Origin of the sequence: Prauserella marina, from assembly GCF_002240355.1 — a bacterium.
In the GTDB taxonomy this organism is placed as follows: domain Bacteria; phylum Actinomycetota; class Actinomycetes; order Mycobacteriales; family Pseudonocardiaceae; genus Prauserella_A; species Prauserella_A marina.
The window spans coordinates 3,582,155-3,607,621 of sequence record NZ_CP016353.1 but is presented as its reverse complement, the minus strand read 5'-3'; the positions used below and the strand labels follow the sequence as shown (position 1 = coordinate 3,607,621).

General features: G+C 68.4%; 26 protein-coding genes. 10 read left to right on the top strand and 16 right to left on the bottom strand.

Features of this window, described 5'->3' with window-relative positions:
- Positions 1-23 precede the first annotated feature (23 nt).
- From BAY61_RS16885 to BAY61_RS16865, 5 genes are read left to right on the top strand one after another with little or no spacing between them, the layout of a single operon-like run.
- Positions 24-689: a class I SAM-dependent methyltransferase gene (locus BAY61_RS16885; RefSeq protein WP_091805006.1), complete on the top strand. Its 666-nt coding sequence runs from the start codon at positions 24-26 to the stop codon at positions 687-689.
- 10 nt (positions 690-699) lie between these two features.
- Positions 700-1,845, top strand: coding sequence for a M24 family metallopeptidase (locus BAY61_RS16880; RefSeq protein WP_091805325.1), 1,146 nt, complete (start codon positions 700-702; stop codon positions 1,843-1,845).
- A complete protein-coding gene (locus BAY61_RS16875) occupies positions 1,842-2,297 on the top strand; it encodes an Lrp/AsnC family transcriptional regulator (RefSeq protein ID WP_091805004.1) in 456 nt (151 codons plus the stop codon). Before BAY61_RS16880 ends, BAY61_RS16875 begins: the two co-directional genes overlap by 4 nt.
- A gap of 17 nt (positions 2,298-2,314) precedes the next feature.
- Positions 2,315-2,548 carry a hypothetical protein gene (locus tag BAY61_RS16870; RefSeq protein ID WP_091805002.1) on the top strand — a complete coding sequence of 78 codons (234 nt, stop codon included), beginning with the start codon at positions 2,315-2,317 and terminating at the stop codon, positions 2,546-2,548.
- A complete protein-coding gene (locus BAY61_RS16865) occupies positions 2,535-2,834 on the top strand; it encodes a hypothetical protein (RefSeq protein ID WP_091805001.1) in 300 nt (99 codons plus the stop codon). The genes BAY61_RS16870 and BAY61_RS16865 overlap by 14 nt, the downstream gene beginning before the upstream one ends.
- 12 nt (positions 2,835-2,846) lie before the next feature.
- Here BAY61_RS16865 and BAY61_RS16860 read toward each other — a convergent pair whose 3' ends face one another.
- The gene (locus tag BAY61_RS16860; RefSeq protein WP_091804999.1) at positions 2,847-3,926 is read right to left on the bottom strand and encodes a GDSL-type esterase/lipase family protein; all 1,080 of its coding nucleotides are present in this window, start codon (positions 3,924-3,926) and stop codon (positions 2,847-2,849) included.
- A gap of 89 nt (positions 3,927-4,015) precedes the next feature.
- On the opposite strand from BAY61_RS16860, the gene BAY61_RS16855 reads away from it, so the two are divergent.
- Positions 4,016-4,708, top strand: a complete 693-nt coding sequence (locus tag BAY61_RS16855; RefSeq protein ID WP_211323582.1) for an HAD family hydrolase — start codon at positions 4,016-4,018, stop codon at positions 4,706-4,708.
- A gap of 71 nt (positions 4,709-4,779) precedes the next feature.
- Here BAY61_RS16855 and BAY61_RS16850 read toward each other — a convergent pair whose 3' ends face one another.
- The 14 genes from BAY61_RS16850 to BAY61_RS16785 form a co-directional block, all read right to left on the bottom strand.
- Entirely contained in the window at positions 4,780-5,787 is a 1,008-nt protein-coding gene (locus BAY61_RS16850; protein WP_091804997.1) for a hemolysin family protein, read from the bottom strand.
- Positions 5,784-7,157 (bottom strand): hemolysin family protein, encoded by a 1,374-nt coding sequence (locus BAY61_RS16845; protein ID WP_091804995.1) that lies wholly within the window; start codon positions 7,155-7,157, stop codon positions 5,784-5,786. Before BAY61_RS16845 ends, BAY61_RS16850 begins: the two co-directional genes overlap by 4 nt.
- Positions 7,158-7,457: 300 nt before the next feature.
- Complete coding sequence (locus BAY61_RS16840) at positions 7,458-8,456, bottom strand: amidohydrolase family protein (protein WP_091804993.1); 999 nt, start codon at positions 8,454-8,456, stop codon at positions 7,458-7,460.
- A gap of 9 nt (positions 8,457-8,465) precedes the next feature.
- Positions 8,466-8,990 (bottom strand): 3-hydroxyanthranilate 3,4-dioxygenase, encoded by a 525-nt coding sequence (locus BAY61_RS16835; RefSeq protein ID WP_091804991.1) that lies wholly within the window; start codon positions 8,988-8,990, stop codon positions 8,466-8,468.
- Between the two features lie 173 nt (positions 8,991-9,163).
- Entirely contained in the window at positions 9,164-9,610 is a 447-nt protein-coding gene (locus tag BAY61_RS16830) for a RidA family protein (protein WP_091804989.1), read from the bottom strand.
- Positions 9,603-10,406, bottom strand: a complete 804-nt coding sequence (locus BAY61_RS16825) for a 2-keto-4-pentenoate hydratase (RefSeq protein WP_091804987.1) — start codon at positions 10,404-10,406, stop codon at positions 9,603-9,605. The genes BAY61_RS16830 and BAY61_RS16825 overlap by 8 nt, the downstream gene beginning before the upstream one ends.
- Positions 10,407-10,482: 76 nt before the next feature.
- Positions 10,483-11,538, bottom strand: coding sequence for a fatty acid desaturase family protein (locus tag BAY61_RS16820; RefSeq protein WP_245865164.1), 1,056 nt, complete (start codon positions 11,536-11,538; stop codon positions 10,483-10,485).
- Between the two features lie 114 nt (positions 11,539-11,652).
- Positions 11,653-12,468, bottom strand: a complete 816-nt coding sequence (locus tag BAY61_RS16815; protein WP_091804985.1) for a mycofactocin-coupled SDR family oxidoreductase — start codon at positions 12,466-12,468, stop codon at positions 11,653-11,655.
- 32 nt (positions 12,469-12,500) lie between these two features.
- Entirely contained in the window at positions 12,501-13,691 is a 1,191-nt protein-coding gene (mftD, locus tag BAY61_RS16810) for a pre-mycofactocin synthase MftD (protein WP_091805316.1), read from the bottom strand.
- A 205-nt stretch (positions 13,692-13,896) separates the two neighbouring features.
- Positions 13,897-15,420: a catalase gene (locus BAY61_RS16805; protein ID WP_091804983.1), complete on the bottom strand. Its 1,524-nt coding sequence runs from the start codon at positions 15,418-15,420 to the stop codon at positions 13,897-13,899.
- Between the two features lie 335 nt (positions 15,421-15,755).
- Positions 15,756-17,090 carry an LLM class flavin-dependent oxidoreductase gene (locus tag BAY61_RS16800; protein WP_091804981.1) on the bottom strand — a complete coding sequence of 445 codons (1,335 nt, stop codon included), beginning with the start codon at positions 17,088-17,090 and terminating at the stop codon, positions 15,756-15,758.
- Positions 17,091-17,140: 50 nt separating this feature from the next.
- Positions 17,141-17,872: an ABC transporter ATP-binding protein gene (locus tag BAY61_RS16795; protein WP_091804979.1), complete on the bottom strand. Its 732-nt coding sequence runs from the start codon at positions 17,870-17,872 to the stop codon at positions 17,141-17,143.
- Positions 17,869-18,738 (bottom strand): ABC transporter permease, encoded by an 870-nt coding sequence (locus BAY61_RS16790; protein WP_091804977.1) that lies wholly within the window; start codon positions 18,736-18,738, stop codon positions 17,869-17,871. Before BAY61_RS16790 ends, BAY61_RS16795 begins: the two co-directional genes overlap by 4 nt.
- Complete coding sequence (locus tag BAY61_RS16785) at positions 18,735-19,766, bottom strand: ABC transporter substrate-binding protein (protein WP_245865160.1); 1,032 nt, start codon at positions 19,764-19,766, stop codon at positions 18,735-18,737. Before BAY61_RS16785 ends, BAY61_RS16790 begins: the two co-directional genes overlap by 4 nt.
- A gap of 441 nt (positions 19,767-20,207) precedes the next feature.
- Between BAY61_RS16785 and BAY61_RS16780 the strand changes: the two genes are divergently transcribed.
- Genes BAY61_RS16780 through BAY61_RS16765 form a run of 4 tightly spaced genes read left to right on the top strand, consistent with a single transcriptional unit; the run spans position 20,208 to position 25,261 of the window.
- The gene (locus tag BAY61_RS16780; protein ID WP_211323581.1) at positions 20,208-21,812 is read left to right on the top strand and encodes an ABC transporter substrate-binding protein; all 1,605 of its coding nucleotides are present in this window, start codon (positions 20,208-20,210) and stop codon (positions 21,810-21,812) included.
- Entirely contained in the window at positions 21,794-22,798 is a 1,005-nt protein-coding gene (locus BAY61_RS16775; RefSeq protein WP_245865158.1) for an ABC transporter permease, read from the top strand. Before BAY61_RS16780 ends, BAY61_RS16775 begins: the two co-directional genes overlap by 19 nt.
- Positions 22,791-23,642 carry an ABC transporter permease gene (locus BAY61_RS16770; protein WP_091804971.1) on the top strand — a complete coding sequence of 284 codons (852 nt, stop codon included), beginning with the start codon at positions 22,791-22,793 and terminating at the stop codon, positions 23,640-23,642. The genes BAY61_RS16775 and BAY61_RS16770 overlap by 8 nt, the downstream gene beginning before the upstream one ends.
- A 2-nt stretch (positions 23,643-23,644) precedes the next feature.
- Positions 23,645-25,261, top strand: coding sequence for a dipeptide ABC transporter ATP-binding protein (locus BAY61_RS16765; protein WP_091804970.1), 1,617 nt, complete (start codon positions 23,645-23,647; stop codon positions 25,259-25,261).
- Here BAY61_RS16765 and BAY61_RS32945 read toward each other — a convergent pair.
- Positions 25,254-25,427 (bottom strand): hypothetical protein, encoded by a 174-nt coding sequence (locus BAY61_RS32945; protein WP_170140204.1) that lies wholly within the window; start codon positions 25,425-25,427, stop codon positions 25,254-25,256. The genes BAY61_RS16765 and BAY61_RS32945 overlap by 8 nt on opposite strands.
- Positions 25,428-25,467 lie beyond the last annotated feature (40 nt).

Sequence of the window (25,467 nt, the reverse complement as noted above, 5' to 3'; positions counted from 1 at the left end):
GCCCAGCCTGCCATGCTCGGTCCGTGGCGCCCTTTCAGAACCCGTTCTTCGCGAGACTGTTTCAGCGAATCGGGGACCGCAACGAGGCCAGAGGCCAGGCGGAGTTGCGTCGTGAGCTGCTCGCCGGGCTCACCGGCTCCGTCGTGGAGGTCGGCGCGGGCACGGGCCTCAACTTCGCGTATTACCCGGACGAGGTCACCGGGGTGGCCGCGGTCGAACCGGAGCCCTCCCTGCGCTCGGAGGCACGGCGAGTGGTGGCATCCGCGCCGGTTCCGGTTCCGGTGTCGGTCGTCGCGGCGACCGCCGACCGGCTTCCGTTCGAGGACGGTTCGGCCGACGCCGTCGTCGTCTCCGGGGTGCTGTGCTCGGTCGCCGATCCGGTCGCCGCGCTCGCCGAGTTCGCCAGAATCCTCGCGCCAGGCGGGGAGTTGCGGTTCTACGAGCACGTGCGGTCGCCTCAGCGCGTGCGGGCGCTGATCCAGGACGCGGCCGATCTGGTGTGGCCCCGGTTGATGGGCGGCTGCCACCCCAACAGGGACCCGCTCGCCACCATGCGGGCCGCGGGCTGGCTGCCGGTGAGGTGGCGTGAGCTGATCTTCCCCTACGGCGCGAAAATATCGGTCGTGGCGCCGCGCGTGCTCGGCGTGGCCCGGCCTGCCTCCGCCCGCGAGGGAGGCGCTCCCGGCTAGGCTCATGGTCATGTCGCGCCGATCCCTGCACACTCCCGCCCCCGACGCCGCCGCCCTGCGGGCCCGCCTCGACCGGGCCCGCGACGCCGCGTCCGACGCCGGTACCGACGCGCTCCTGATCGCCCCCGGCTCGGATCTGCGGTACCTCATCGGCCAGGCCGTCGGCTCCTTCGAACGGCTGACCGCGCTCGTGGTCCCCGCCTCCGGCGCGGCACCGGCGCTCGTCCTGCCCAAACTGGAGGCTCCCGGCTACACCGACGTGCCGACCGACGACCTCGGCGTCGACGTGCTCACCTGGGTCGACGGTGACGATCCCTACGCGCTGGTCGCCGGAAGGCTCGGCAAGCCGGGCAGGGTCGCCGTCAGCGACACCATGGCCGCGCTGCACGTGCTCGGGCTGAGGGACGCGATCGGCTCGGCCGAGCAGACGCTGGCCGGACCGGTGATCCGTGAGCTGCGCATGCGCAAGGACGCGGCCGAGATCGCCGCGCTGCGCACGGCGGGAGCGGCCATCGACAGGGTGCACGCCAGGATGGGCGAGTGGCTGCGGCCAGGCCGAACGGAGGCCGAGGTGGGCGCCGACATCGCCGCCGCCATCGTCGCGGAGGGGCACACCGAGGCCGAGTTCGTCATCGTCGGCTCGGGGCCCAACGGCGCGAGCCCGCACCACGACGTCTCCGGCAGGGTCATCGAGAACGGTGACGTCGTCGTCATCGACATCGGAGGCCCGATCGCCGAGGGCTACAACTCCGACTCGACCCGCACCTACGCGGTGGGGCAGCCGAGGGACGCCGATGTCGCCGGGACCTACGAGGTGCTGCGGCGCGCGCAGCGGGCGGCGGTCGAGGCCGTGCGGCCCGGTGCCACCGCGCAGGACATCGACGCGGCGGCGAGGACCATCATCGCCGAGGCGGGTTTCGGGGAGTACTTCATCCACCGCACCGGCCATGGCATCGGGCTCGACGTGCACGAGGAGCCCTACATCGTCGGCGGCAACGACCTCGTGCTCGAACCCGGCATGGCGTTCAGCGTCGAGCCTGGCATCTACCAGCCCGGCCGCTGGGGTGCCCGGATCGAGGACATCGTGGTGGTCACCTCCGACGGGATGGAGCCGCTGAACAACCGGCCGCACGAACTGGTCGTGCTCGGCTCATGACCAACCCCGGACTGGAGCCGCTCGACCAGGCGATCGTGCGGGAGCTGGCCGCCGACGGCAGGCGAAGCTTCACCGACCTGGCCGAACGCGTCGGGCTCTCGGTATCGGCCGTGCATCAGCGGGTCAGGCGCCTGGAGCAGCGGGGCGTCATCCGTGGTTACACGGCGAAACTCGACGGCGAGCAGATCGGGCTCCCGCTGACGGCGCTGATCTCGCTCACCCCCAACGATCCCGCCGCGCCCGACGACTATCCGCAGCGGCTCGAACACATCACCGAGATCGAGTCCTGCTACTCGGTGGCGGGCGACGAGTCCTACATCCTGCTGGTGCGAGTCGCCTCCCCGCTGGGGCTGGAGGACCTGCTGCGCCGCATCAGGGAGTCGGCGAAGGTCTCGACGCGGACGACCGTGGTGCTCTCGACACCGTTCGAGGGGCGCTCTCCCACCTTGTGAGAGGTACGATAAATCGTATGGCAACACGTAAGGTGACTTTGTCACTCGACGAAGGCGCGCTGGAGTTCGCCGAGCGCGCCGCGAAGGCACACGGGGTGTCGGTCTCGTCGTGGCTGTCCAAGGCGGCCCGCAGGGAAGCCGTTCGTACCGGCTACCACAAGCCCGCACGCCCCCAGACCGCCGAAACGGCCGCCGCGGCCGACGAATCCGAGATAGCGGCCGCGCTGGAGGACCTGCGTGCGCAGGGGTGAAGTCTGGACTTACCACCCTCCGACAGAGCAAGCCAGGTCACGCGCGGTTCTTCTGCTGTCCTCCGACGGCGTCAACGAATCGGAACGCCCGTGGCTGCTGGGAACCGAACTGCTGGAGAAGGACCCACAGGACATTCTCGGTGTCGCCGTCGACGCCCGGTTCTGGATTTCCACCCTCAACCTGACCCGGGTCTACCGGCCGTGGCTGGATCAGCGCATCGCCGAGATCGGCGACGACGTGCAGGAACAGATCGACAGCGCATTGCGGGCGGCGCTCGACCTGTGACGCGGCCGTGGCTCAGCGGTCGTTCTGCGCCAGCACCGACGGCGCCGCGTGCAGATTGCCGTCCTCGCCCTTGAGGCACGCCGCCGAACGCTCGCTGGTGCCGAGGAACTCGCTCAGGCAGCGGGCGAGCTGGGCGTGGCCTTCAGCGTTGGGGTGAAAGGATTCCTGGATCGCGTGGCTGAACCTGTCGGCGTCGGTGAGGTCGTTCCATTCCACCGTGAACCTGGTGAACCATTCGGTGCTCGGGTCGGCTCCGCCCGAGCACGCCTCGTGCCCCTCGCCCGAGCGGGAAAGGTCGAGGAAGCGCACGTCCGCCTGCTCGGCGGCTGAGCGCAGGCCCTCGGTGAGGTCGGCGGCCCCGGTTTCCTTCACCCAGCGAAGGTCGTCGGTGCGAAACGGGCAGCCGTTGAGATTGCGCAGGTCCTCGGGGATGTCCGGGCTGATCGGCGCCGCGTAGGACTGGAGCACGAGCTGGTAGTCCTCGGCCGAGTAACCCGCCGTTCGCAGCACCTTCTTGATGTCGCGGAGCGCGGAGACCACTTTCGGGACCATGGCGTCGATCCTGGACTGCCAGTCGTCCTTGATCTTCTCGCTGCACGGGTTTCCGTCGTCCATGAACCACGAGGTGAAGCACTCGGAGATGAGCCGGGAGAAGTGCGGATCGTCGTTGGCTCCCACCGCCACCACGATGGCGGTGACCCTGTGGTCCTTGACCAGCGTCGCGAGTTGCTGAGCCTGTGAGGGTTCCGTCCACTGCTTGACGGTGCCGAGCCCGATCTGTCCTGCGGGTGCCCCCGAGCACGCGAGATTGACCGCCTTGGTGACCCCTGGCAGTTCGATCTTGTTCACCGCCGCGTTGGGGGAGCGGTGGCACCAGTTGCCGTCCTTGCCGTTGGTGTCGGCCGTGTAGTCTCCGGCACCCTCGCCGGACAACGTGCTGTCACCGATGGTGACGACGGTCAGCGGACCCCGCCCTGGTGGGCCTGGGCGGTCGGGAGGCGTTCGGTCCTGTCCGATGAGAACGAAAACTCCGACGAGGAGGGCGACACCGACGAGCGCGAACGCACCGAGCCACCAGCGAGATCTGGCCATCGACGTCGATTCTAGGGGAAAAACGCGTGGCGGCTCCGCCCGCAGTCGTGGTTACACTGCTGGCCCGGCGCGAGGGGAAGGTGCGACGAGTGCGACATGACCGGCAGGTTCTCATCTTCGATGCCGATGACACCCTGTGGGAGAACAACATCCTGTTCGAGCGGGCCATCGACGGATTCCTCGACTGGGTCGCGCACCCCACGCTGGACCGGACCGCGATCCGCGGCGTGCTCGACGACATCGAGCGGGCCAACTCGGCCGCGCACGGCTACGGCAGCACCGTCTTCCTGCGCAGTCTCGGGGACTGCTTCGCCACCTTGCACAGCAGGCCGGCCTCGGCGGCCGAGCTGCGGCATCTTGAGGAGCTGGCCTCGGCGCTCGTCGAGGGCAAGGTGGAGCCGATGCCGGGCGTCGCGCGGACGCTGGAAGCGCTGGGGCAGCGGCATGAACTGTTGCTGCTGACCAAGGGCGACACCGGGGAACAGGAACGCAAGATCGCCGCGTCCCGGCTCGCGAGGCATTTCCGCGAGGTGCACATCGTCGCGGAGAAGACCGTCGACACCTACTGGCGGCTCGCCGAGCGCAACTCGCTGGTGCCCGAGACGACGTGGATGATCGGCAATTCGCCGAAGTCCGACATCCTGCCGGCGAGGCAGGCCGGCATGAACGCCGTGTTCATCCCGAACGAGCACACCTGGGTGCTCGAACACGGCGAACTCGACCCCGCCGACGACGGTGTCCTGACACTGACCACGTTTCCCGAGCTGTTGCGGCACTTCTGATTCCTGGCAGAACAAGGCCCCGTGGCATCCACAGTGGACGCCACGGGGCCTTGGATTCGGTGAGAGACCGGCTATCCAGCCAGCAGCTCGTCCAGCAGGTCCTGGAGAGTGAGCAGCCCGACGATCGTGCCGTCCTCCTCCAACAGCGCGAAGTGGTTCCGGCGATCGCGCATCGTGCCCAGCGCCGTGTAAGCGGGCGCGTCGGCGGACAACGTCAGCGCGGTCCGGACCAGTTCGCCTGCCGTGGTGCTCTCCGGCTGGGTGAGCGTGTCCCGCACGTGCACGACACCGAGCGGCCTTCCCCGCTCGCCCCGGACGACGAGCCGCAGGTGCCCGCTGTCGCGGGAGGCGCGCTGCACCTCGGCGACGGAAGCACTCGCCGCCACGGCACTGACCTCGGCGATCGGCCGCATGATGTCGCGCAGCGGCCGCACCCGCAGATCCAGCGCGGTGGCGAGCTGGCCGTGCCGTGGCGCGTCCAGCGCACCCGCCTCGGCGGAGTGCTCGACGAGCTGGCGGAGGTCGTCGGGAGTGTGTCCCGCGCTGACCTCGTCCACCGCGGTGACGCCGAGCCGGTGCAGGCACCAGTTTGCCGCGCCGTTGAGCGCGACCAGGATCGGCCTCGTGAACCACATGAAGCCGCGCATCGGAATCGCCAGCAATGTCGCCGACTTCTCCGGATGCGCGATCGCCCACGACTTCGGGGCCATCTCGCCGACCACGAGGTGCAGGAACGTGACGACGACGAGCGCGAGTATGAACGCGATGACGTCGGCCGCCGCGAGCGGCAGCCCAAGGTCACTCATGAGCGGCGTCAGCATGTGATGCACCGCCGGTTTGGTCACCGCACCGAGTGCCAGCGTGCACAGGGTGATGCCGAGCTGGGAACCGGCAAGCAGCAACGACAGTTCGCGCGCGCTCTTGAGCGCCGCTCGTGCCGAGGCACTGCGGCCAGCCGCGTCCTCAAGCCGGTACTTGCGTGCCGCGACGAGGGAGAACTCGACCGCGACGAAGAACGCGCTGAGCACGATGATGCCGATCGTGATCGCGATGGCGAGCAACGGGTTCAGATCACTCATGCTCCGGCCTCCTCACCGCGGACGGCCCCGGAGGGCTGGAGCCGGACCCGGACGCTGGCCGGCACATGCCGGTCGACCGCTCCCACCGTGATCGCCAGCTCGTAGTCCGGTTGCTCGTCCGGCGTTCCCGGCGAGCGGGGCAGAGCCACCGTCACCGCGTCACCCGGCTGCGGAAGAGTGCCGAGTTCGGTGATCACCAGGCCGCCGACGGTTTCGTAGTCGCCGTGCGGCAGGTCGTGGCCGAGCAGGCGCTCGACCTCGTCGATGTGCACGGTGCCGCGCAGCAGCCAGCCGCCGTCGTCGAGCCGGGTCGCGTGCTCGCCCGCCGGGTCGTGCTCGTCGGCGATCTCGCCGATGAGTTCCTCCGCGATGTCCTCGACGGTGACGACTCCGGCCAGCCCGCCGTATTCGTCCACGACACAGGCGAGTTGCTCGCCAGCCTCCTTGAGCTGGATCAGCACCTGTCGCAATGGCAGCGACGACGGCACGAGCACCGCGTCGCGGGCGATGTCGGAGATGAGCCGCTCCCTGCGTTGTTCCGCGTCGAGCGTGAGCACGTCGCGCAGGCACACGATGCCGCGGACGTCGTCGATGCCGTCGCCGAGTACCGGATACCGTGAATGGCCCGTCGCCATCAGCTCGACCACGTCGGAGACCGGCCGGGCGCCGGAGACCGTGGCCACCTTCGGCCGGGGGATCATGGCGTGCTCGGCGCTGCGGTCGTGCAGATCCAGCACCCGGTCCAACAGCGTGGACATCTCCCCGGAGAGATCGCCGCTGTCTCGCGACTCCGCGACGATGTGTTCGAGGTCGCGCGGGGTCGCCGCGTGCTCGACGTCGTGCACCGGTTCGATGCGCACGAGTTTGAGCAGCAGGTTGGACGCGTGATCGAACAGAGTGATGAGCCAGCCGAACGCGGCGAGGTAGACGTTGGTCGACCAGGCCAGCCAGCGCGCGACCGGTTCGGGCTTCGAGATCGAGAGGTTCTTGGGGAACAACTCCCCGAACACCATCTGCACGATGGTGGAGAACAACAAGGCGAGCACGGTGCCGATGGCGATTCCGACGCCGGTGGAAAGCCCGACACCGCCGAGCAGTTCTCCGATTCCGGCGCCGATGAGCGGTTCGGCGACGTAGCCGACGAGCAGTCCGGTGACGGTGATGCCGAGCTGGGCACCGGAAAGCATGAACGACGTTCGCTTGGTGATCCGCAGGGCCCGCTGTGCTCCCTTGTCACCGTCGGCCGCGCGGGCCTTCAGCCGGGACCGGTCGACGGCCATGTAGGCGAATTCCTGGGCCACGAAATAGCCGGTCGCCGCGGTGAGCAGCAGGACGACGAGAATGCCGATGAAAATATTGAGGATGATCATTGCGCCGTCACCCGCTCCTCAATGCGAGTGCCGGTACTTCGGGTACCGGCTGAACAAACGGCGCAGCTCGTACTTCGGTAAGGGTCCATTGTCCTCTCGTTACGGGGGTACGGACATGAGTGCGGTATCACTATCACGTGAGTACCCGGGGAGAAAGTTCCGCCACGCCAGGCGGTGTGGCGTAGATCAAACTCGCTCACCTGGGCAATGTGCCCGCCACCAGGTGTCATTCCTGTTCGTGATCACGCGGTTACGGGATTGCCGGGTCCTGTTCGGACAGGCGGGGGTCCCGCGCCCTGCTCACCGGATGGCGAGGAACCGGGCCGCGTTGCCGCCGAGTATCCGGTCACGGCGCTCCTCGTCGAGGAACCGCGCCGCGCGAACGACCTCTCCCGCTGGCCGCTCGCCAAGCGGATACGGATAGTCGCTACCCAGCAGAACACGCTCGGCACCCATGGTGTCGACCAGTAGCCGCAGCGCGGCCTCGCCGAACACGACGCTGTCGACGCAGAACCGGTCGAGGTAGTGCGAGGGCGGGTACTCGGAGGTCGCGACGACGCCGGGCCTGCGGTGCCAGGCGTTGTCCATCCTGCCCACCCAGAACGGGAACGACCCGCCGCCGTGCGCGAAGCACAACCGCAGTTCACGGGGCAGCCGGTCGAACGCGCCGCCGAGCACCATGGCCAGTAGCGAAAGGTGGGTCTCCGCCGGCATTCCCGTCAGCCATCTCGCCATCCAGCGGTCGAGCCTCGGCGAGCCGGGCATGTCCCACGGGTGCACGAAGACCGGCATGCCGAGTTGCGCGCAGTGCTGGAGGAACGTGACGACGCCTTCGTCGTCGAGGTCGCGGTCACCGACGTGGTTGCCGATCTCCACGCCCCGGTGGCCCTGGGCCGCGCAGCGCTCCACCTCCGCGCAGGCGGCGTCGGTGTCCTGCAAGGGAACCTGGCAGAACGGCAGGAACCGCGCCGGGTCCGGCGCACAGATCTCCAGTGCGAGATCGTTGAAGATCCTGGCGACCGCGGCGGCGCCGCTCGCCGGTTCGGCATAGCAGAAGAACAGCGGGGTGGGGGAGACGACCTGGATGCCGACGCCGTCGGCGTCCATGTCCCGCAGCCGCTGCCGCGTGTCCCACGCGTTGTGGCCGATGCGGCGAAACTCCGAGGAACGCACCATGATGACGGCCTCGCGTTCGGATTCGAGGCGCAGCCACGGCCACGCGTCGCCACCCCCGGTGGCCGTCGCCAGATCGGGCCAGCCTTTTGGCACGTAGTGCGTGTGGACGTCGATGACGGTCATCGCGGCAGCTCAGCCCTTGCCTGGATGCAGCCGCCCGCACGAACCGCAGGTGCGGGCCCGCTCGTCCTCGTAGAACTGGCCGAACACCGGTGGCAGGTCGGCCACGATGCTGCGTACCTGCAACTCGACCTCGTGCACGAGCGCCGAACAATGCGGGCAGTACCACTGGAACTTCTCCAGCGTGCCCTCCTCCCTGATGCGCTCCACGACGATGCCGATCGAGCCCGCTTCCGGGCGTTGCGGCGAATGCGGGACGTTACCGGGCAGCAGCCACATGTCGCCCTCGCCGATCGTGACGCTGCGCGGGCCTTCCTCGGTGATGATGTCGACGTGCATGGTTCCCCTGTACTGGAAGAACCATTCCTCGTAGGGATCGACGTGGAAGTCGGTGCGCTGGTTGGGGCCGCCGACGACCATGACGATGAAGTCACCGGTCTCCGTCCACGCCTGCTGGTTGTTCACCGGTGGCCGCAGCAGATGCTCGTTGGCTTCGATCCACTTCGGAAAGTTGATGACCGGGTTGATGCTCGGCATGTTCCGACCCCGTCCGTCGTTGGCGGTGGCCCGGCGAGAGACCACCGTGGTCGCCTCAATGACCGCGCAGGGTGACCTGCCCGGCCGCTGCCTGTTCCGCTGCCCATTCTGCTCGCGCGGGGGTCGTTCGCGATACGGGTTTCGGGTGAATCCGCGGGTCGGTGCGCTCGCGGTCAGCGCGGCTCGCCGCCTCCTGGCAGCAGCGCGACGGCCTGGATCTCGATGAGCAGGTGCGGGTGGGGGAGCTGGTGCACGGCCACTGTCGTTCTCGCGGGGCCGCTGTCGTCGAAGAAGCGGCCGTAGACCTCGTTGTATCCGCCGAAGTCGTTCATGCTGACCAGGTAGGTGGTGACCTGGACGAGGTCGGCCAGGCTCGCGCCTACCTCGGCGAGCACGTCCCTGATGTTCTCCAGCACGGCGGCGGTCTGCGTTCTGATGTCCAGCGTGGTGGTGCCCAGTTCGTCGGCTCCGGCTCCCGCGATGGTGTTGTCGGGGCGGCGGCTGCTGGTGCCGGAGACGAAGGCGAATCCTCCCGCGACCTTGATGTGCGGGTACCTCCCGCGCGGTGCGGCCTTACCGGCCACCACCTTCGCCTGGTTTCGTCGTGGCTGGTCACTCATCTCCGCCTCCCGTCCCGCCTCCGGTGGCGGTGAGGCTCACCTCGCCGAGCCCTTCGATACGGGCGGTCACCACGGACGCGGTCAACGGTGTCGCGGCCGTTGCCGCTCCGGCCAGCACGATGCTGCCCGCGGGCAGGGTGAAACCGCGCTTGGCGGCGAGCGGCACGAGCGCGCGCAGCGCGTTGAGCGGATGTCCGAGGATCGCCGCCGTCGAACCGGTCGCGGTGACCGTCCCGTCGACACTCAGCGACACGGCGCGGGAGCCCGCCTCGGTGTCCGGCGAGCACCACGGGCCCAGCACGAAACCGGCCGCCGAGGTGTTGTCCGCGACCACATCGGACAGTCCGAACCGGAATCCGGAGTACCGCGAGTCGATGATCTCCATACCGGCCGCGACGGCGTCGACGGCATCGCCGATATCGGCGGCACCTGAGCGGGCTCCCGCGAGGTCGACGTCCTCGCCGAGCCGGAACGCGACCTCCGGCTCGATGCGGGGATGGATGAACCCGCCCAGCTCGACCCGCTCGCCATCACCGAACCACATCGCGTCGGTAAGCCTGCCCGCGATGATCTCGCTGACGCCCATCTGCGCCATCTTCGCCTCACTGGTGAAGCCCAGCTTGACGCCAACGGCCCGCTCCCCGCGAGCCAGCCGCAGCGCGACCACCCTGTGCTGCACGCGATAGGCCAGCTCCAGCGGCAGTCCGGTGCCATCGGAGCTCGGCGCGGGAATGGCGGTCCCGCTGGTCGCGGCCCTGTCGAGCGCGGCAGCCAGTTCGTCCTCTGTGCCGGTCATGAGTCCTCCCACCGCGCGGTGTCCCTCCCGGCATCGTGTCGCACCACGCCGGGTCAGTCCAGCCGCGCGGCGGCGCTCACTTCCGCGCGCGGCGCTCCCGCAGTGGTGCCCCGACCGCGTGCATGTGCCGCATCGCCTCGCCGTAGGAGGCCAGCAGCCCGGTCTCGTGATAAGCCACGCCCAGCTCGGCGCAGTAGGAACGCACGATCGGCCTGGCCTTGCGCAGATGCGGGGTGGGCATGCTGGGGAACAGGTGGTGCTCGATCTGATAATTGAGCCCACCGAGCGCGACGTCGACGAACCGGCTGCCACGCACGTTGCGTGAGGTCAGCACCTGCCTGCGCAGGAAGTCCGGCCGCTCGCCGCGCAGCGTCGGCATTCCCTTGTGGTTGGGCGCGAAGATGCATCCCATGTAGACACCCCACAGGCCCTGGTGAACGGCGATGAACACGAGCGCCTTCGCGGGGGAGAGCAGGAGGAACACCGCGGCGAGGTAGCCGAGCACATGGGTCAGCAGCAGGGCCGCCTCAAGGCCGCGGTTCTTGAGGGAGGGTGAGCGCAGGGCGCGGAAGCTCGACACGTGCAGGTTCACGCCCTCAAGCGTGAGCAGCGGGAAGAACAGGGCCGCCTGCCTGCGCCCGATGAACGACGGCAGACCCGAACTGGCTTTGGCCTGGTCTGTCGACCACACCAGGATGTCGGGCGAGACGTCGGGGTCGAGTTCCTCGTGGTTGGGGTTGGCGTGGTGACGGGTGTGCTTGTCCATCCACCAGCCGTAGCTCAATCCGATGGCGAGGTTGCCGACGATGAGGCCGGTGATCTCGCTGGGCCGCCGGGTGCGGAAGACCTGACGGTGGGCGACGTCGTGAGCCAGCAGCGCGATCTGTCCGAAAAGGAGGGCCAATGCCGCGGCGACCGCGATCTGTAGCCACGAGTCACCGATGAACGCGAACGCGGCCCAGCACGCGGCGAACGCGCCGAAGACGAGAGCGAACCGCAGGACGTAGTAGCCGGGCCTTCGCCGCAGCAGACCGGCGTCGCCGATCGTTCGGGCCAGCACGGAATAGTCGCTGCCCGTTCTGGAGGAGGTGGTCGAGACGATGTCGGGGTTGTCCGTGGCATCCAAGGTCACCCGTCGAGTCTGTAGCAAGAGCGAAGGCGGTGGTAATCCGGTGCCCACCCTCGTCGGTACTGGGGCAGGCCCTACCTCCGGTGCCCAGGCCGTGGCGCGGGCACCGGAGGGTGATCAGTACTGGGTGTTGCCCGCGTCCACCGTCATGGCCAGTGCCGTGACGTAGCGGGACTCGTCCGATGCCAGGAACAGGACCGCGTTGGCCTGATCCTCGGGTTCGGTGGTCTCGATGGGAAGACTGTTGGCGAACATGCCGCCCACCCTGGGATTCTTTTCCATCGCGGGACCGAAAGCGGCCGTGGCCTCCCCGCCCCCCATCGGGGTGCGCACGCCCGTGGGGTGAAGGCTGTTCACGCGGATGTCGTGCACGGCCAGTTCGTTGGCGAACGAGCGGGCCATCCCGGTGACGCCGTGCTTGCTGGCCACGTACGGCGTCAGGAACGGAAGCCCTTTCAGCCCGGCGGCCGAGGAGGTCAGGATGATCGAGCCGCCGCCATTGGTGACCAGGTGCGGCGCCGTGGCCATGACGGTGTTCCACGTGCCGACGAGGTTGATGTCGATGGTGTCGCGGAAGATCTCCGGGGTGACCTTGTCCCATACGGCCGCGATGCAGATGCCCGCATTGGCCACGACGATGTCCAGCTTGCCCAGCTCCGCGACGCCCTCGTCGGCCGCGGCCTTGAGCGCGTCGGCGTCCCTGGTGTCCACGACCCTGGAGACGATCCTGCGGTCGAGTGCCTCCACCTGCTTGACGGTCTCGTCGAGGTCCTCGCGGGTCGCGGCGGCGTAGGGCACGTTGCGAATGGGCGCGCAGATGTCGACGGCGATGATGTCGGCACCCTCCCGCGCCAAGCGAACGGCGTGCGCCCTGCCCTGGCCCCGGGCGGCCCCGGTGATGAAAGCGACCTTGCCGTGAACACGTCCGGTCATCGTCGACCTCTTTCTGTGTGGTTGAGGAGGAATCAGAGCTCGGCGGCCTCGTGAACGCCGAGCTCGCGGATGAAGCCGGGGGGAATCACGACGTCGCCCCGTGAGATGTCGTGCACCGAGGTCAGGCCGAGGCCGAGTACCGCGGAGTCGATGCCGCCGCGGAGGATGTCGAGCACGTTCTCGACACCGGCCTGCCCGTTGGCGGCGAGACCCCACAGATAGGCCCTGCCGATCATCACCGCCTTCGCGCCCAAAGCCAGTGCCTTGACCACGTCGCTGCCGCGGCGGACACCGCCGTCGAGCAGTACCTCGATCTGCTCGCCCACCGCGTCGGCGATCGGCGGCAGCGCCCTGATCGTGGCGGGGGTCCCGTCGAGGTTGTTGCCGCCGTGGTTCGACACCGAGATCGCGGACACCCCGGCGTCGACCGCGCGTTTGGCGTCGTCGACCCTGGTGACGCCTTTGAGCATGAACGGCCCGTCCCACTGCTGCCGCAACCACGCCACGTCGTCCCAGGTCGGCAGCGGGGTCTGGATCCACTCGCCGTAGGCGCCGAAGAACGTGGGGGCGGTGCCGCCTGGCGGCGTCAGGTTGGGGGTGGTCAGGTCGGGAAGCCTGCGCGTCTTGGCGAAATCCCACAACCATTTCGGCCTCGTCACGCCCTCCGGCGCGAACTTGACCATGGTCTTGAAGTCCATCTTCTCCGGAATGTTGGGGCTGCCCCAGTCCCTTCCATTGGAGAAGGACCAGTCCAGCGTCATGATCAGGCCGACGGCACCTGCCGCCTTGGCGCGTTCCATGCGCTGCACGAGCACGTCGCGGGAGCCCACCCAGTACATCTGGAAGAAGGTCTGCGGGTTGGCGGCGGCGACCTCCTCGACCGATTTGCTGGCGAAGGAACTCAGGCCCATCGCCACGCCGCGGGCAGCGGCGGCTCTGGCGACGGCGACCTCGCCTTCGGGATGCACGGCTTGCACTCCGGTAGGGGAGATCAGCACCGGCATGGAAACCGGCTGCCCCATGACGGTGGTCGCGAGATCGCGTTGGTCGGAAAGACCGGCGACGTGCGGCGCGAAGCCGAGTTCGGCGAAGGCGCCCATGTTGTCCTCGATGGTCTGTCCCCGTTCGGAGCCTGCCACCAGCGCCCCGTACACCGACCTCGGCAGTCGCCGCTTCGCCCTGCGCTGCGCCTCGGCCACCGTCTCGAACCACCCGTTGGACATCGTCACTCCCACGCTCGTCCCGATGGCGCTGCGCGCCAGCTCTTGTTCGCGGCTATTTTGACACCTGGTGTCAATATACCTTCTCCGGCAGCCGGATGGCACGCCGCGCTACCGGCGCGGACCGTCGGCCGCTGAACCGGACGTGGTGACGCGAGCCCACGATGACCGGCGCGCCGGAATGGCGGCCGGTCACGGACCCGGAGAGTCAGGCCTTCGCCTGCATGTCGCTCCTGGCCGGGTTGGCCTGCTCGGCGGCTTTCGGGTCTCGTTCGTCCTGTTTCGCGCGCACACCGCTCTCGATCCGCTCGCCGATGCGGCCGTCGACCTTGCGCCAGTACTCGAAGGCTCGTCGCAACACCGGCTCCGTGACGTTGTTCAGCAGGTGACCGACCACGTTGTGCACGAGCCGATCCCTCGCCGCGTCGTCCAAGACCTCGCGGACCAGCGTGCCTGCCTGGCCCCAGTCGTCGTCCTCGTCGTGGGAGACGTAGGCGCTGCGCATGATCGCGCCGTCGGTGTACCAGCTGGGCGGCAGCCCGTAACGTTCCGTGTCAGCGGCCGGCCCGCCCTTGGAGTTCGGCGCGTACACCGGGTCGCTGACCTTCTCGTACCGCATCGGGCCGTCCTTGCTGTAGCTGTTGACCGGCGAGGTCGACGCGTTGACCGGCAACTGCTTGTAGTTGGGACCGATGCGGTAGCGGTGGGCGTCGGCGTAGGAGAACAGCCTGCCGAGCAGCATCCGGTCCGGACTCGGCCCGATGCCGGGAACCAGGTTGTTCGGCTCGAACGCGGCCTGCTCGATCTCGGTGTGATAGTCGGTGGGATTGCGGTCGAGCGTCATCCTGCCGACCCTGATCAGCGGGTAGTCCGAATGCGGCCACACCTTCGTCAGGTCGAACGGATTGAACCGGTATCCGGGAGCGTCGTCGAACGGCATGATCTGCATGTAGAGCGTCCACGTCGGATACTCGCCGCGTTCGATCGCCTCGAAGAGATCCCTGGTGTGGTAGTCGGTGTCGGCCGAGGCCATCTGGTCGGCCTCGTCCTGGGTGAAGTGCTCGATGCCCTGATCGGTCTTGAAGTGGTACTTGACCCAGAACCGCTCACCGGCCGCGTTGATCCACAGGTAGGTGTGCGAGCTGTAGCCGTTCATGTGCCGCCACGTGCGTGGAATCCCCCTGTCACCCATCAGCCACGTCACCTGGTGCGCCGACTCGGGGGACAACGTCCAGAAGTCCCATTGCATGTCGTGGTCGCGAAGGTTGTTGTCGGCCCTGCGTTTCTGGGACCTGATGAAATGCTGGAACTTGAGCGGATCCTTCACGAAGAACACCGGGGTGTTGTTGCCGACCATGTCGTAGGTGCCTTCGGAGGTGTAGAACTTGATCGCGAATCCGCGAGGGTCGCGCCAGGTGTCGGGACTGCCGCGCTCACCGGCGACCGTGGAGAACCGGATCACCAGTTCGGTCTTCGTGCCCGGCTGGAACAACGCCGCCTTCGTGTAGGCGCTGACGTCATCGGTCACCTCGAACCTTCCGAACGCGCCACTGCCTTTGGCGTGCGGTTGCCGCTCGGGCACCCGCTCCCTGTTGAACTGGGCCATCTGCTCGATGAGATAGCTGTCTTGCAGAAGAATCGGCCCGCCAGGACCGACGGTGAGCGAGTGCTCGTCGCTCTCCACGGGGATGCCGGCGTCTGTGGTGGTGAGGTTCGTGTGTTCCCGTGTCACGTGCCTTCTCCTCAGAACGAGATCGCTGAACGCGCGGGTGAGCGCTGGCCACCCGGGGTGAGGCGGGCGTCCTCGGTGAACGTCACGCCATCACCTCCCGTCGCGAGATACCCGGCGCTCTGAGCCCTTACACGTAAGGCTGGTGGGGTCATGGCGGTGGCGCGAGGTGAGCGCATCACCCGTCCGAGTCGCGTCCCGCGAACGAGGCGGACTGAGGTCGATTCCGTGAGGCCCCTACCCGGCGGCTCAGGGAGTGAGCGCGGATCTCGCGTGCACGAGTGCGGATCTCGCTGTCCTCGGCGCGGATCTCGGCGTCCTGAGCGGGGGACTCGCGATTACCTTCCGGCGGGGAAGAAGCGGTTCTCCGGGCGCGAAAGGCCGTAGTGACCGCGCAGGGTGCTCTCCGTGTACTCCCTGCGAAAGAGGCCACGGCGTTGCAGGATCGGAACCACCTGCTCGACGAAGTCGGTCAGCACCGCGGGCAGGATGGGCGGCATCACGTTGAACCCGTCCGCCGCGCCAGAGCGGAACCAGTCCTCGATCACGTCGGCGATCTGCTCGGGGGTTCCCGCCGTGATGTAGTGCCCCCTTCCTCCCGCCAGTTTGTGCAACAACGCGCGCAGGGTCGGCCGCTCGCTGGCCACGAGCCGGTGGATCAGTTCCGCGCGGCTCTGCGCGCCCTCGACGTTCGCCGGATCGGGCAGGTCGCCGGGGGAGAGGCGCTCGTCGAGGCTGAGATGGGAAAGGTCCGCGCCGCCGAACCTCGCCGAAAGGTGCCCCAAACCGACCTCGGGCACCGTGAGCGCGTTGAGCTCGTCCCACAGCGCCGCCGCCTCGGCCTCGGTGGAGCCGATGGCGGGGCTCAGCCCCGGCAGCACGAGGACGTGCCCGGGGTCCCTGCCGAGTGCCGCGGCCCTGGCCTTGAGATCGGTGCTGAACTCCACCGCCGTCGCTTTCTCAAGGTGGGCGGTGAACACCGCTTCCGCGTACGTCGCCGCGAACTGCCTGCCTTTGTCGGAGGAACCCGCCTGCACCAGCAGCGGCCTGCCCTGCGGTGAGCGCGGCACGTTCAGCGCCCCGGCCACCTGGTAGTAGCGGCCGGAGTGCCGGATGGCGCGTACCCGGTCGGCGTCGACGTAGGTTCCCGAGTGCCTGTCGTCGACGTGGGCGTCGTCGGCCCAGCTGTCCCACAGTTTCGTCACCACGTCCAGATACTCGAACGCCCTGTCGTAGCGCTCGTCGTGGCCGAGTTGCGCGCTGTCACCGAAGTTGGCCGAGGTGGCCTTCAGCCAGGACGTCACGATGTTCCAGCCTGCCCTGCCGCCGCTGATGTGATCGATCGAGGCGAACTGCCGTGCCAGGTTGTAGGGCTCGGTGTAGGTGCTGGACGCGGTCGCGATCAGTCCGATGTGCTCGGTCGCCCGCGCGAGGGCGGCGAGCAGGGTCAGCGGTTCGAGCGCGCCCCGGGCGGCGTGCCGCACCTCGGAGCCGATCGCGAGATGATCGGCGAAGAACACCGAGTCGAACCTGCCCCGCTCCGCGATGGCCGCGATCTGCTCGTAGAAGCCGATGTCGGTGAGCGGGGCCGAACCGGCTCTCGGATGCCGCCACGCCGCCTCGTGGTGTCCTCTGCCGTGGATGAAGACGTTGAGATGCAAGGTGCGCGACATCGGGTTCTTCCATTTCTCCGGTGTGCTGTGGGTTTCGCGGAGCAACACGCTCAGGCGGTGACCGGCCGCTCGCCGGGCGAGACGTCGACGCCGAGACCACGCAACAGTTCCTCGCGTGCCCCCGCCAGTTCCGGTGCGCCGTGTCGCCGGGGACGCGGAAGGCCGACGGCGTGGTCGAGGACGACCCGGCCCGCTTCGAGCACCAGCACCCTGTCCGCGAGGGCGAGCGCTTCGTCGACGTCGTGGGTGACGAGCAGTACGGCAGGCCGGTGCGCGGCGACCAGATCGAGCAACAACGCGTGCATGCGCAGCCGGGTCAGTGCGTCGAGCGCGCCGAACGGTTCGTCGGCCAGCAGCAGATCCGGTTCCCTCACCAGCGATCTGGCCAGCGCGACGCGTTGCTGCTCGCCGCCGGAGAGGGCATTGGGCCACGCCCGTTCCCTTCCGGCGAGCCCGACATCGGCCAGCGCCGCTTTTCCCCGTGCTTTCGCCTCCGGTCCGGGCAGGCCGATCGTCACGTTGTCGAGCACCCTGTCCCAGGGCAGCAGCCGCGAATCCTGGAACAGCACCGACCGGTTGTCCGGCACGGAAACCGTGCCCGAACCGTCCACATAGTCGTCAAGCTGAGCCAATGCCCGCAACAGGGTGCTCTTGCCCGAGCCGCTGCGGCCGATGAGCGCCACGAACTCGCCTGGCGCGATACGCAGGTCGACGTCGTCGAGCACCACCCTGCCGCCGTAGCTCCGGGTGAGCCCTTCGGTGTGCACCGCGGAGGCGCTCATGAGCCGATCGTCTTTCGCCAGGACAGTGTTTTCCGCTCGATCAGCCGTACCGCGAAGTCCGAGGCGAGGCCGAGGACCGCGTAGATGACGAGACCGACGACGATGACGTCGGTCTGTCCGTAGTCTCGCGCCTTGGTCATGAGATAGCCGATCCCCTCCGTGGCGTTGATCTGTTCCAGCACCACGAGCGCCGTCCAGCACATCGTGACCGAAAGGCGCAATCCGGTGAAGAATCCGGGAAGCGCCCCCGGAAGTGCGACTCTGCGCACGAAGTCGGCGCGGCCGAGCCCGACGCTGCGGGCCAGTTCGACGTGCCGCAGGTCGATGCCGCGTAGCGCCGCGTGCGTGTTGAGGTAGATCGGAACGAACACACTGGCCGCGATCACGGCGACCTTCATCTCCTCGCCGATGCCCAGCCACAGGATCGCGAGCGGGATCAGGGCGAGCGTGGGGATGGCGCGCTTGATCTGCACGAGACCGTCGATACTGGCCTCACCGATCCTGGAAAGTCCCGACACCAGCGCGAGTACGAGGCCCACCACGATGCCGATCGCCAGCGCGAGATACGCGCGCTGGGCCGAGGCGCCGAGGTGGGGCAGCAGTTCCCCGTCGAACAACATCTCGGTGGCGGTGCGCACCGCCACCGACGGTGCGGCGAGTTGCCTCGGGGACAACCAGCCGACCGTCGCGGCCATTTCCCACACCACGAGCACGACGACCGGGCCGAACAGCAGCCCGATCGGCTTGAGCGGCCGGGGGACGAGTCGGCGTGACCTGCCGGGAGCCGAACTCCCGCGTGGTGGGGGCGACGGCGGCCGTCCGGTCCGGCTGGTGTCTTCGGCGGAGGGAGCGAGGTTGCGCGTCACGGATTCGCCTGCCTGCTCGCGCCCGCCGCTTCGGCGGCTTCGGCGATCACCGGGTCGAACCGGATGTCGAACTCGTCGCGCGCGTCGAGTGGTCCGGGGAGATCACCGGCTTGCTCGATGATGTCGATCGTGGCCTGCTGCACGGCGATGAGCTCGTCGTCCAGCGGGGGGAAGGAGAATTCGCCTTCAGACTCGACGATCCGGTTTCCTTCCTCAGTCCCGAGTTTCTGGTTGCGCACGTAGTAGGCGTCGATCCAGTCGTCCTTGTTCTGCTCGGCCCAGTGGGTCGCGGTGACCCAGTGCTGAACGAAGTCCCTGATGGCGGCGGCCTTCGCGGGGTCGCTCAGCGCGGAACCTCTCGCGTAGAGGTATTGCAGTCCACTCGCGACTCCCTCGGTTTCGGCGTCGGGCACCGCCGTGGCGCCAGCGTCGCGGTATTCGGTGAGATAGCGCGTGAAATGCGGTTCGTTGAGCACGGCGACGTCGACCTGGCCGGTGCGGATGGCGTCGGGAAAGTCGGCTGCTTTCAACGGGACGAGTTCGACGTCGGCCGTGGTGAGTCCCGCCTTTCGCAGCGCTCTCAACACGTAGGGCTGGCGTCCTGTGCCTTCGCCGTAGGTGATGCGTTTGCCTTTGAGGTCGGCCAGCGTCGTCACGTCGGCGCCCGGCGCGACCGCCATGCGGTAGTCGGGAAGGGACTGTCGCCGTGCCGCGACGATCGGCACGCTTTCCCCTGAGGCGTGTGCCTGAATCGGGGGAGTGTCGTTGACGACGGCAAGGTCGACGGCGTCCGCTCTGATGGCCTCCAGAATCGCCGGCCCGCCGAGGAAGTTGGCGTACTGCGCGGCCGAGGCGAGCCGGTCGTGCTCGCCGGAGGCGCGCATGAGGGTTTGCAGTGCCTCGTTCTGGTCGGCGACGACCAATTCGGTCCCTTCTGGTACCTCGGTCGGCAGGGGTTCGCCCGCAGGAGGACCGATCTCGGATTCCGGTGCGGGCGCGCACGCTGTGAACACGAGCAGACTTGCCATAGCGGCGGCCAATGTGGTTCCACGGCGCCATCTCCGGCTGAGCTGAGACGCCGGATCGAACGGGGAGGGCGGGGCGGACATGGCCCGATCATTCGTGCGTCCCTGCCCCCCGCGCAAGCGGTGTTCACGGATTAGGAATCGACCCGCTGAAACTAATCACCCGAAACTAACGCGTGGAAATGATCTGTCGAATCCGTTGCCGCGCAGGTGCCGACTTCGTTGGCCATCGTCCACACGAGACTCGGTCGTCGTTCGCTTCGGCCGATCGGAGGACAACGCGACGAACCGAAAGAAATTCCCCGCGTCCAGATGCCGGGAGACCGTCGCCATTCGTTGACATCCCCGCGGTGAAGGGAAAGATCGGTGTCGCGGTCGTCCCGCCACCCGGCCGGTCCTCTTTCCGGCCGCGGTGCTCTCGTCATCATCCACTGGAGGCTCCCGGTGTCCCGTGCCCTGATCACGCTCTTTCTCGCCGTGCCACTGCTGGCGTCGGCTTGTTCGCAGAGCGCGGGCGGCGGAACACGGCAGGAAGGGCCTCCGAGGCCGGGAGGCACGCTGACCATCGGCATCGCGACACCGCCAGACTGCGTCGATCCGCAGCAGGTCGGTCTCAACGCGGGCCTCAACGTCGGCAGGCAGCTCGTCGACTCGCTCACCGATCAGGACCCGGAAACCGGTGAGATCGCCCCGTGGCTCGCCGAGCGATGGGAGGTCGCCGACGACGCGAAAAGCTTCACCTTCCAGCTCCGCGAAGGCGCGACGTTCTCCGACGGCAGCCCCGTCGACGCCGCCGCCGTCAAGGCGAGCTTCGACGGCATCAAGGAACTGGGGCCGAGCGCGCTCGTGGCCTCGGGATACCTCGCCGAGTACACCGGGACCACCGTCGTCGACCAGTACACCGCGCGCGTCGAGTTCGCGGAGCCGAGCGCGCAGTTCCTCCAGGCCACCTCGACGATGTCACTCGGTCTGCTCGCCCCGGCCGCCTACGACGCGACCCCGCAACAGCGGTGCAGGGGTGAGGGACTCATCGGCTCGGGGCCGTTCGTGTTCGAGAGCTTCAGCCAGAACCAGGAGATCGTCATCGGCAAGCGGCACGGCTACACGTGGGGTTCCTCGCTGTGGGAAAGGGAAGGCGAGGCGTATCTCGACAGAGTGATCTACCGGATCGTTCCGGAACCCGGTGTGCGCACGGGGAGTCTGGCCTCCGGCCAGCTCGACGCGATCACCGACGTGCAGCCGGTCGACGAGGCGAGGTTCGAGGGCGGCGAATTCAGCAGCTCCGTGCGCTCCAACCCTGGCATCGTGTTCAACCTGCACGCCAACACCGCTCGTGGGGTGCTCGCCGACGAGAACGTCCGCAAGGCCGTGCAGAAGGCGGTCAACCGCAAGGAAGTCAGCGATACCGTGCTGAGCCCCAACTACGCACCGGCCAGCAGTATCCTCGCCGCCTCGACACCGCTGCACACCGACCTTTCCGCCGAGCTCGCCCACGATCCGGACGGCGCGTCGGCGCTGCTCGACGAGGCAGGCTGGGTCGAGGGTCCCGACGGCATCAGGGTGCGAAACGGAGAGCGGCTCAGCGCGTCGGTGATCTTCTCGTCGGCGTTCAACCAGAGCCAGAGCGTGCTGGAACTCGTGCAGCAGCAACTCAGAGCGGTCGGCTTCGAGCTGCGGGTCGAACCGCACCCGACCCCCGAGGTCACCGACCGGCAGCAGCGCGGTGACTACGAATTCCTCTGGTACAACGTGACGAGGGCCGACCCGGACATCCTGCGCAACACCTTCTCGACCGAAGCGGGCGATCGCAGCAAACTCGAACCGGGCAACCCGCTCGACGTCGCGCTCGACAAGCAGGCGGCATCGACCGAGGCCGCCGTGCGAGGGCCCGGCGCGGCCGAAGCGCAACGGCTCATCGTCGAGCATGCCTACGCGATCCCGGTTTTCGAACTGTCCCAGGTGATCGCGCTGGGACCGACGGCGCACGACGTCGCCTTCGAGGCTTCGTCGCGGCTGCGGCTGTTCGATGCGTGGGTCTCGCCGTCGTGACGGCAGGCAAGGTACCCGTGGCCTATGTGCTGCGCAGGCTCGCGCAGGCGGTACTGGTGTTGTGGGCCGCGTTCACGGTGTCGTTCGTGATCCTCTACCTGCTGCCGGGCGACGCGGTACTGACCAAGCTCGGCTCGGCTGAGGGAGGCATCACCGCTGATCCGGCGGAACTGGCCGCGATACGCGCCGAGTACGGCATGGACGAACCCGTACCGGTCCAGTATGCCGACCGCCTGCTGGCTGCTCTCACCGGCGATTTCGGCACGTCCGTCAGCACAGGGGAGACCGCGACGCACATGGTGGTGTCCGCGCTGCCCTCGACACTCGCCATCGCCGTTCCCGCTCTGCTGCTGGCCATCGTGATCGGCGGCGGTGTCGCGTTGCTGGGCACCTACCCGCGGCAGCGGTGGCTCGGTCAGCTTCTGCTTTCCCTTCCGCCGCTGGGGATTTCACTGCCGCCCTTCTGGGTGGGACTGCTGTTGATCCAGCTCTTCTCGTTCGAACTGGGACTCCTGCCGGCCATGGGCGGGGAGGGTTTCCAATCGGTGATCCTGCCCTCGGTGACGCTGGCGCTGCCCGTCGGCGCCATCGTCGCCCAGGTGCTCGCGAAGAGCCTCGCGACCCAGCAGGCGCAGCCCTACGTCGACGTCGTCGCCGCGAAGGGCGCCAGCCGAAGCAGAGTCCATATCGGACACGTACTGCGCAACGCCGCCGTTCCCGCGCTGACGCTGGCCGGTGTCGTCACCGGCAATCTGCTCGCCGGTTCCGTCGTCACGGAGACGGTGTTCTCTCGCGACGGCATCGGCAGGGTGACCGCGGACGCGGTGACGGCGCAGGACATCCCGGTGGTGCAGGCCGTCATCGTGCTCGCCGCCGCGGTGTTCGTGCTGATCAACCTGATCGTCGACCTCCTGTATCCGGTACTGGATCCGAGGATCGCGCACACACCGGACGCCGGACCGGCCAGGGAGCGTGCCCATGTCTGAGACCGTGATCCGGGCCGGAAGGCCACGCCGCCGGAACCGTCCACTGTGGCGCACGCCGGGCCTGCTGTTTTCCGTGCTCGTGCTCGGCATCGCGCTGTCGTGGGCGCTCGTGCCCGGCTGGTGGACCGCGTACGACCCCGTCACGGGTGTCCCGGCCGACCGGTTGCTGGGTCCTTCGGCCGCCCACTTCTTCGGCACGGACGAGACCGGCAGGGACGTATTCGCCAGGGTCGTGCACGGAGCCTCGCTTTCGTTACGGGCCACCGTCATCGCGGTGTTCGTGGCGCTGGTCGCCGGTTCGCTGCTCGGGCTCGTCGCCGGGTACCGGGGCGGCTGGGCCGACTCGGCGATCATGCGCGTCGTGGACGTCCTGCTGGCGATTCCCTCGATCCTGTTGTCACTGGCACTGGTGACCGCGCTCGGCTTCGGGACGACCAACGTGGCCATCGCCGTCGGGGTGTCCAGGATCGCCGACTTCGCGAGGCTCATGCGTGCCGAGACACTGCGGGTGCGCTCGTCGGTGTACGTCGAGGCGGCGAGGGTGAGCGGTCTCCGCTGGCCGGGCGTGCTGGCACGGCACGTGCTGCCCAACGCGTTCGGCCCGGTACTCGTGCTCGCGGTACTGACGTTCGGCACCGCCGTGCTGGAGGTGTCGGCGCTGAGCTTCCTCGGCTTCGGCGCGATGCCCCCGGCTCCGGAGTGGGGGTCACTCGTGTCGTCGGGGAGGGGTTTCCTCGCGACGGCCTGGTGGCTGACCACCTTTCCAGGACTGGCCATCGCCGCCGTCGTACTCGCGGGAAACCGGGTTGCCCGAGCCATCGACAGGGAAACGGAGCAACGATGACGATGACGGAGCCGCTGCTGAGCATCGGCGACCTCGCCGTGTCCTACCGGACCGCCTCCGGCGTCGTTCCCGCGCTGCGCGCGGTGAACCTTGACGTCCACAGTGGAGAGATCATGGCTCTCGTCGGTGAGTCGGGGTCGGGAAAGAGCACGCTGGCTCACGCGGTGCTCGGCCTGCTGCCGCGCGGAGGTTCGCTGGACGGTGGCTCGCTCCGGTTCGAGGGAACCGAATTGAGCACGCTGCCGGAAAGGGCACTGCGCGCCGTCAGGGGTGCCGGGATCGCACTCGTGCCGCAGGATCCGGTCATGTCGCTCGACCCCGTCAAGAAAGTGGGCGACCAGGTGGCCGAGGTGCTGCTGATTCACGGCATCGAGGGCAGGCGCGGGGCGAGAGCCGCCGCCGCCGAATTGCTCGCCCGTGCCGGTATCGACCACCCGGAGTCGAGGGCGGGCCAGTACCCGCACGAGCTGTCCGGTGGCCTGCGGCAGCGAGTGCTCATCGCGATCGCGCTCGCGGCACGGCCCCGGCTCATCATCGCCGACGAACCGACCAGCGCGCTCGATGTCACCGTGCAGCAACGGATTCTCGACCACCTTCACGAACTGGCCGCCGCGTCGAACACGGCGATCCTGCTGGTGACCCATGATCTGGGTGTCGCGGCCGACCGGGCGCAGCGCGTCGCCGTCATGTCCAAGGGCCGGATCGTGGAGCAGGGCGGGAGCCGTTCGCTGCTGGCCGCCCCGGCCCACGATTACACCAGAGGACTGCTTGCCGCCGCGCCGAGCCTCACCGGCCTGCGACTGCGGCCCGAGCGCGAGGGCACCGAACCGCTCGTCGAGGCCACCGGGCTCGTCAAGACGTTCACGTCGCGCTCTCGCTCGTCCCGGCGGGACATCAGCGCGGTCGACGACGTCTCGCTGCGGATCCCGAAGGGCACTACGCTCGCCCTTGTCGGCGAATCCGGTTCCGGGAAGTCGACGACGGCGCGGCTGTTGCTGGGCCTGGAACGACCACGAGCCGGCACGGTGTCCTTCGGGGGAACCGACGTCACGTCGGCGCGTGGTGAGCGCCTGCGCGCGCTGCGCGGGCGGATGCAGCTCATCTACCAGAATCCTTATGCCTCGCTCAATCCCCGGCACTCGGTCGGCACCATCGTCGCCGAACCGCTGAGGGCGTTCGGCATCGGGAACAGGTCCGAACGGGAAGCTCGCGCTCGCGATGCGCTCGACGCGGTCACCCTCGGCTCCTCGATGGCGCGGCGCAGACCGGCGGAACTGTCCGGAGGGCAGCGCCAGCGCGTCGCCATCGCGCGAGCACTCGTGTTGCGGCCGGAGTTCGTCGTGTGCGACGAACCGGTGTCGGCACTGGATGTCTCCGTGCAGGCCCGCATCCTGGAGTTGCTGGTGAGGGTGCAGGAAGAGTTCGGCCTGACGTACTTGTTCATCTCGCACGATCTCGCGGTGGTCCGGCAGATCGCGGATCAGGTCGTTGTCATGAGAGCGGGAAAGGTCGAGGAGGCCGGCAGCGCGAGCGAGGTCCTCGGCGCGCCCCGTTCGGCGTATACGAGGCAACTGCTCGCGGCAATCCCCGGTCGCCGCGTCGGCGAGGAGGTCAGGTGAACCGTTCGTGCCCCGTTCTCGCGAGTCCCCCGTCCAGGACGCCGAGATCCGCGTTCAGGACATCGAGATCCGCACTCGCGCCATCGAGATCCGCGCTCGGGCGCGGCCCGCTGCCCGGCTCGTCCTGGATGCCCGGTTCCCCTGCGTGCCCGGTGTCGTTCGCCACTGGGCAAGTGCGGAAAACAGCCGCTGTGCCTGCGCCGTCT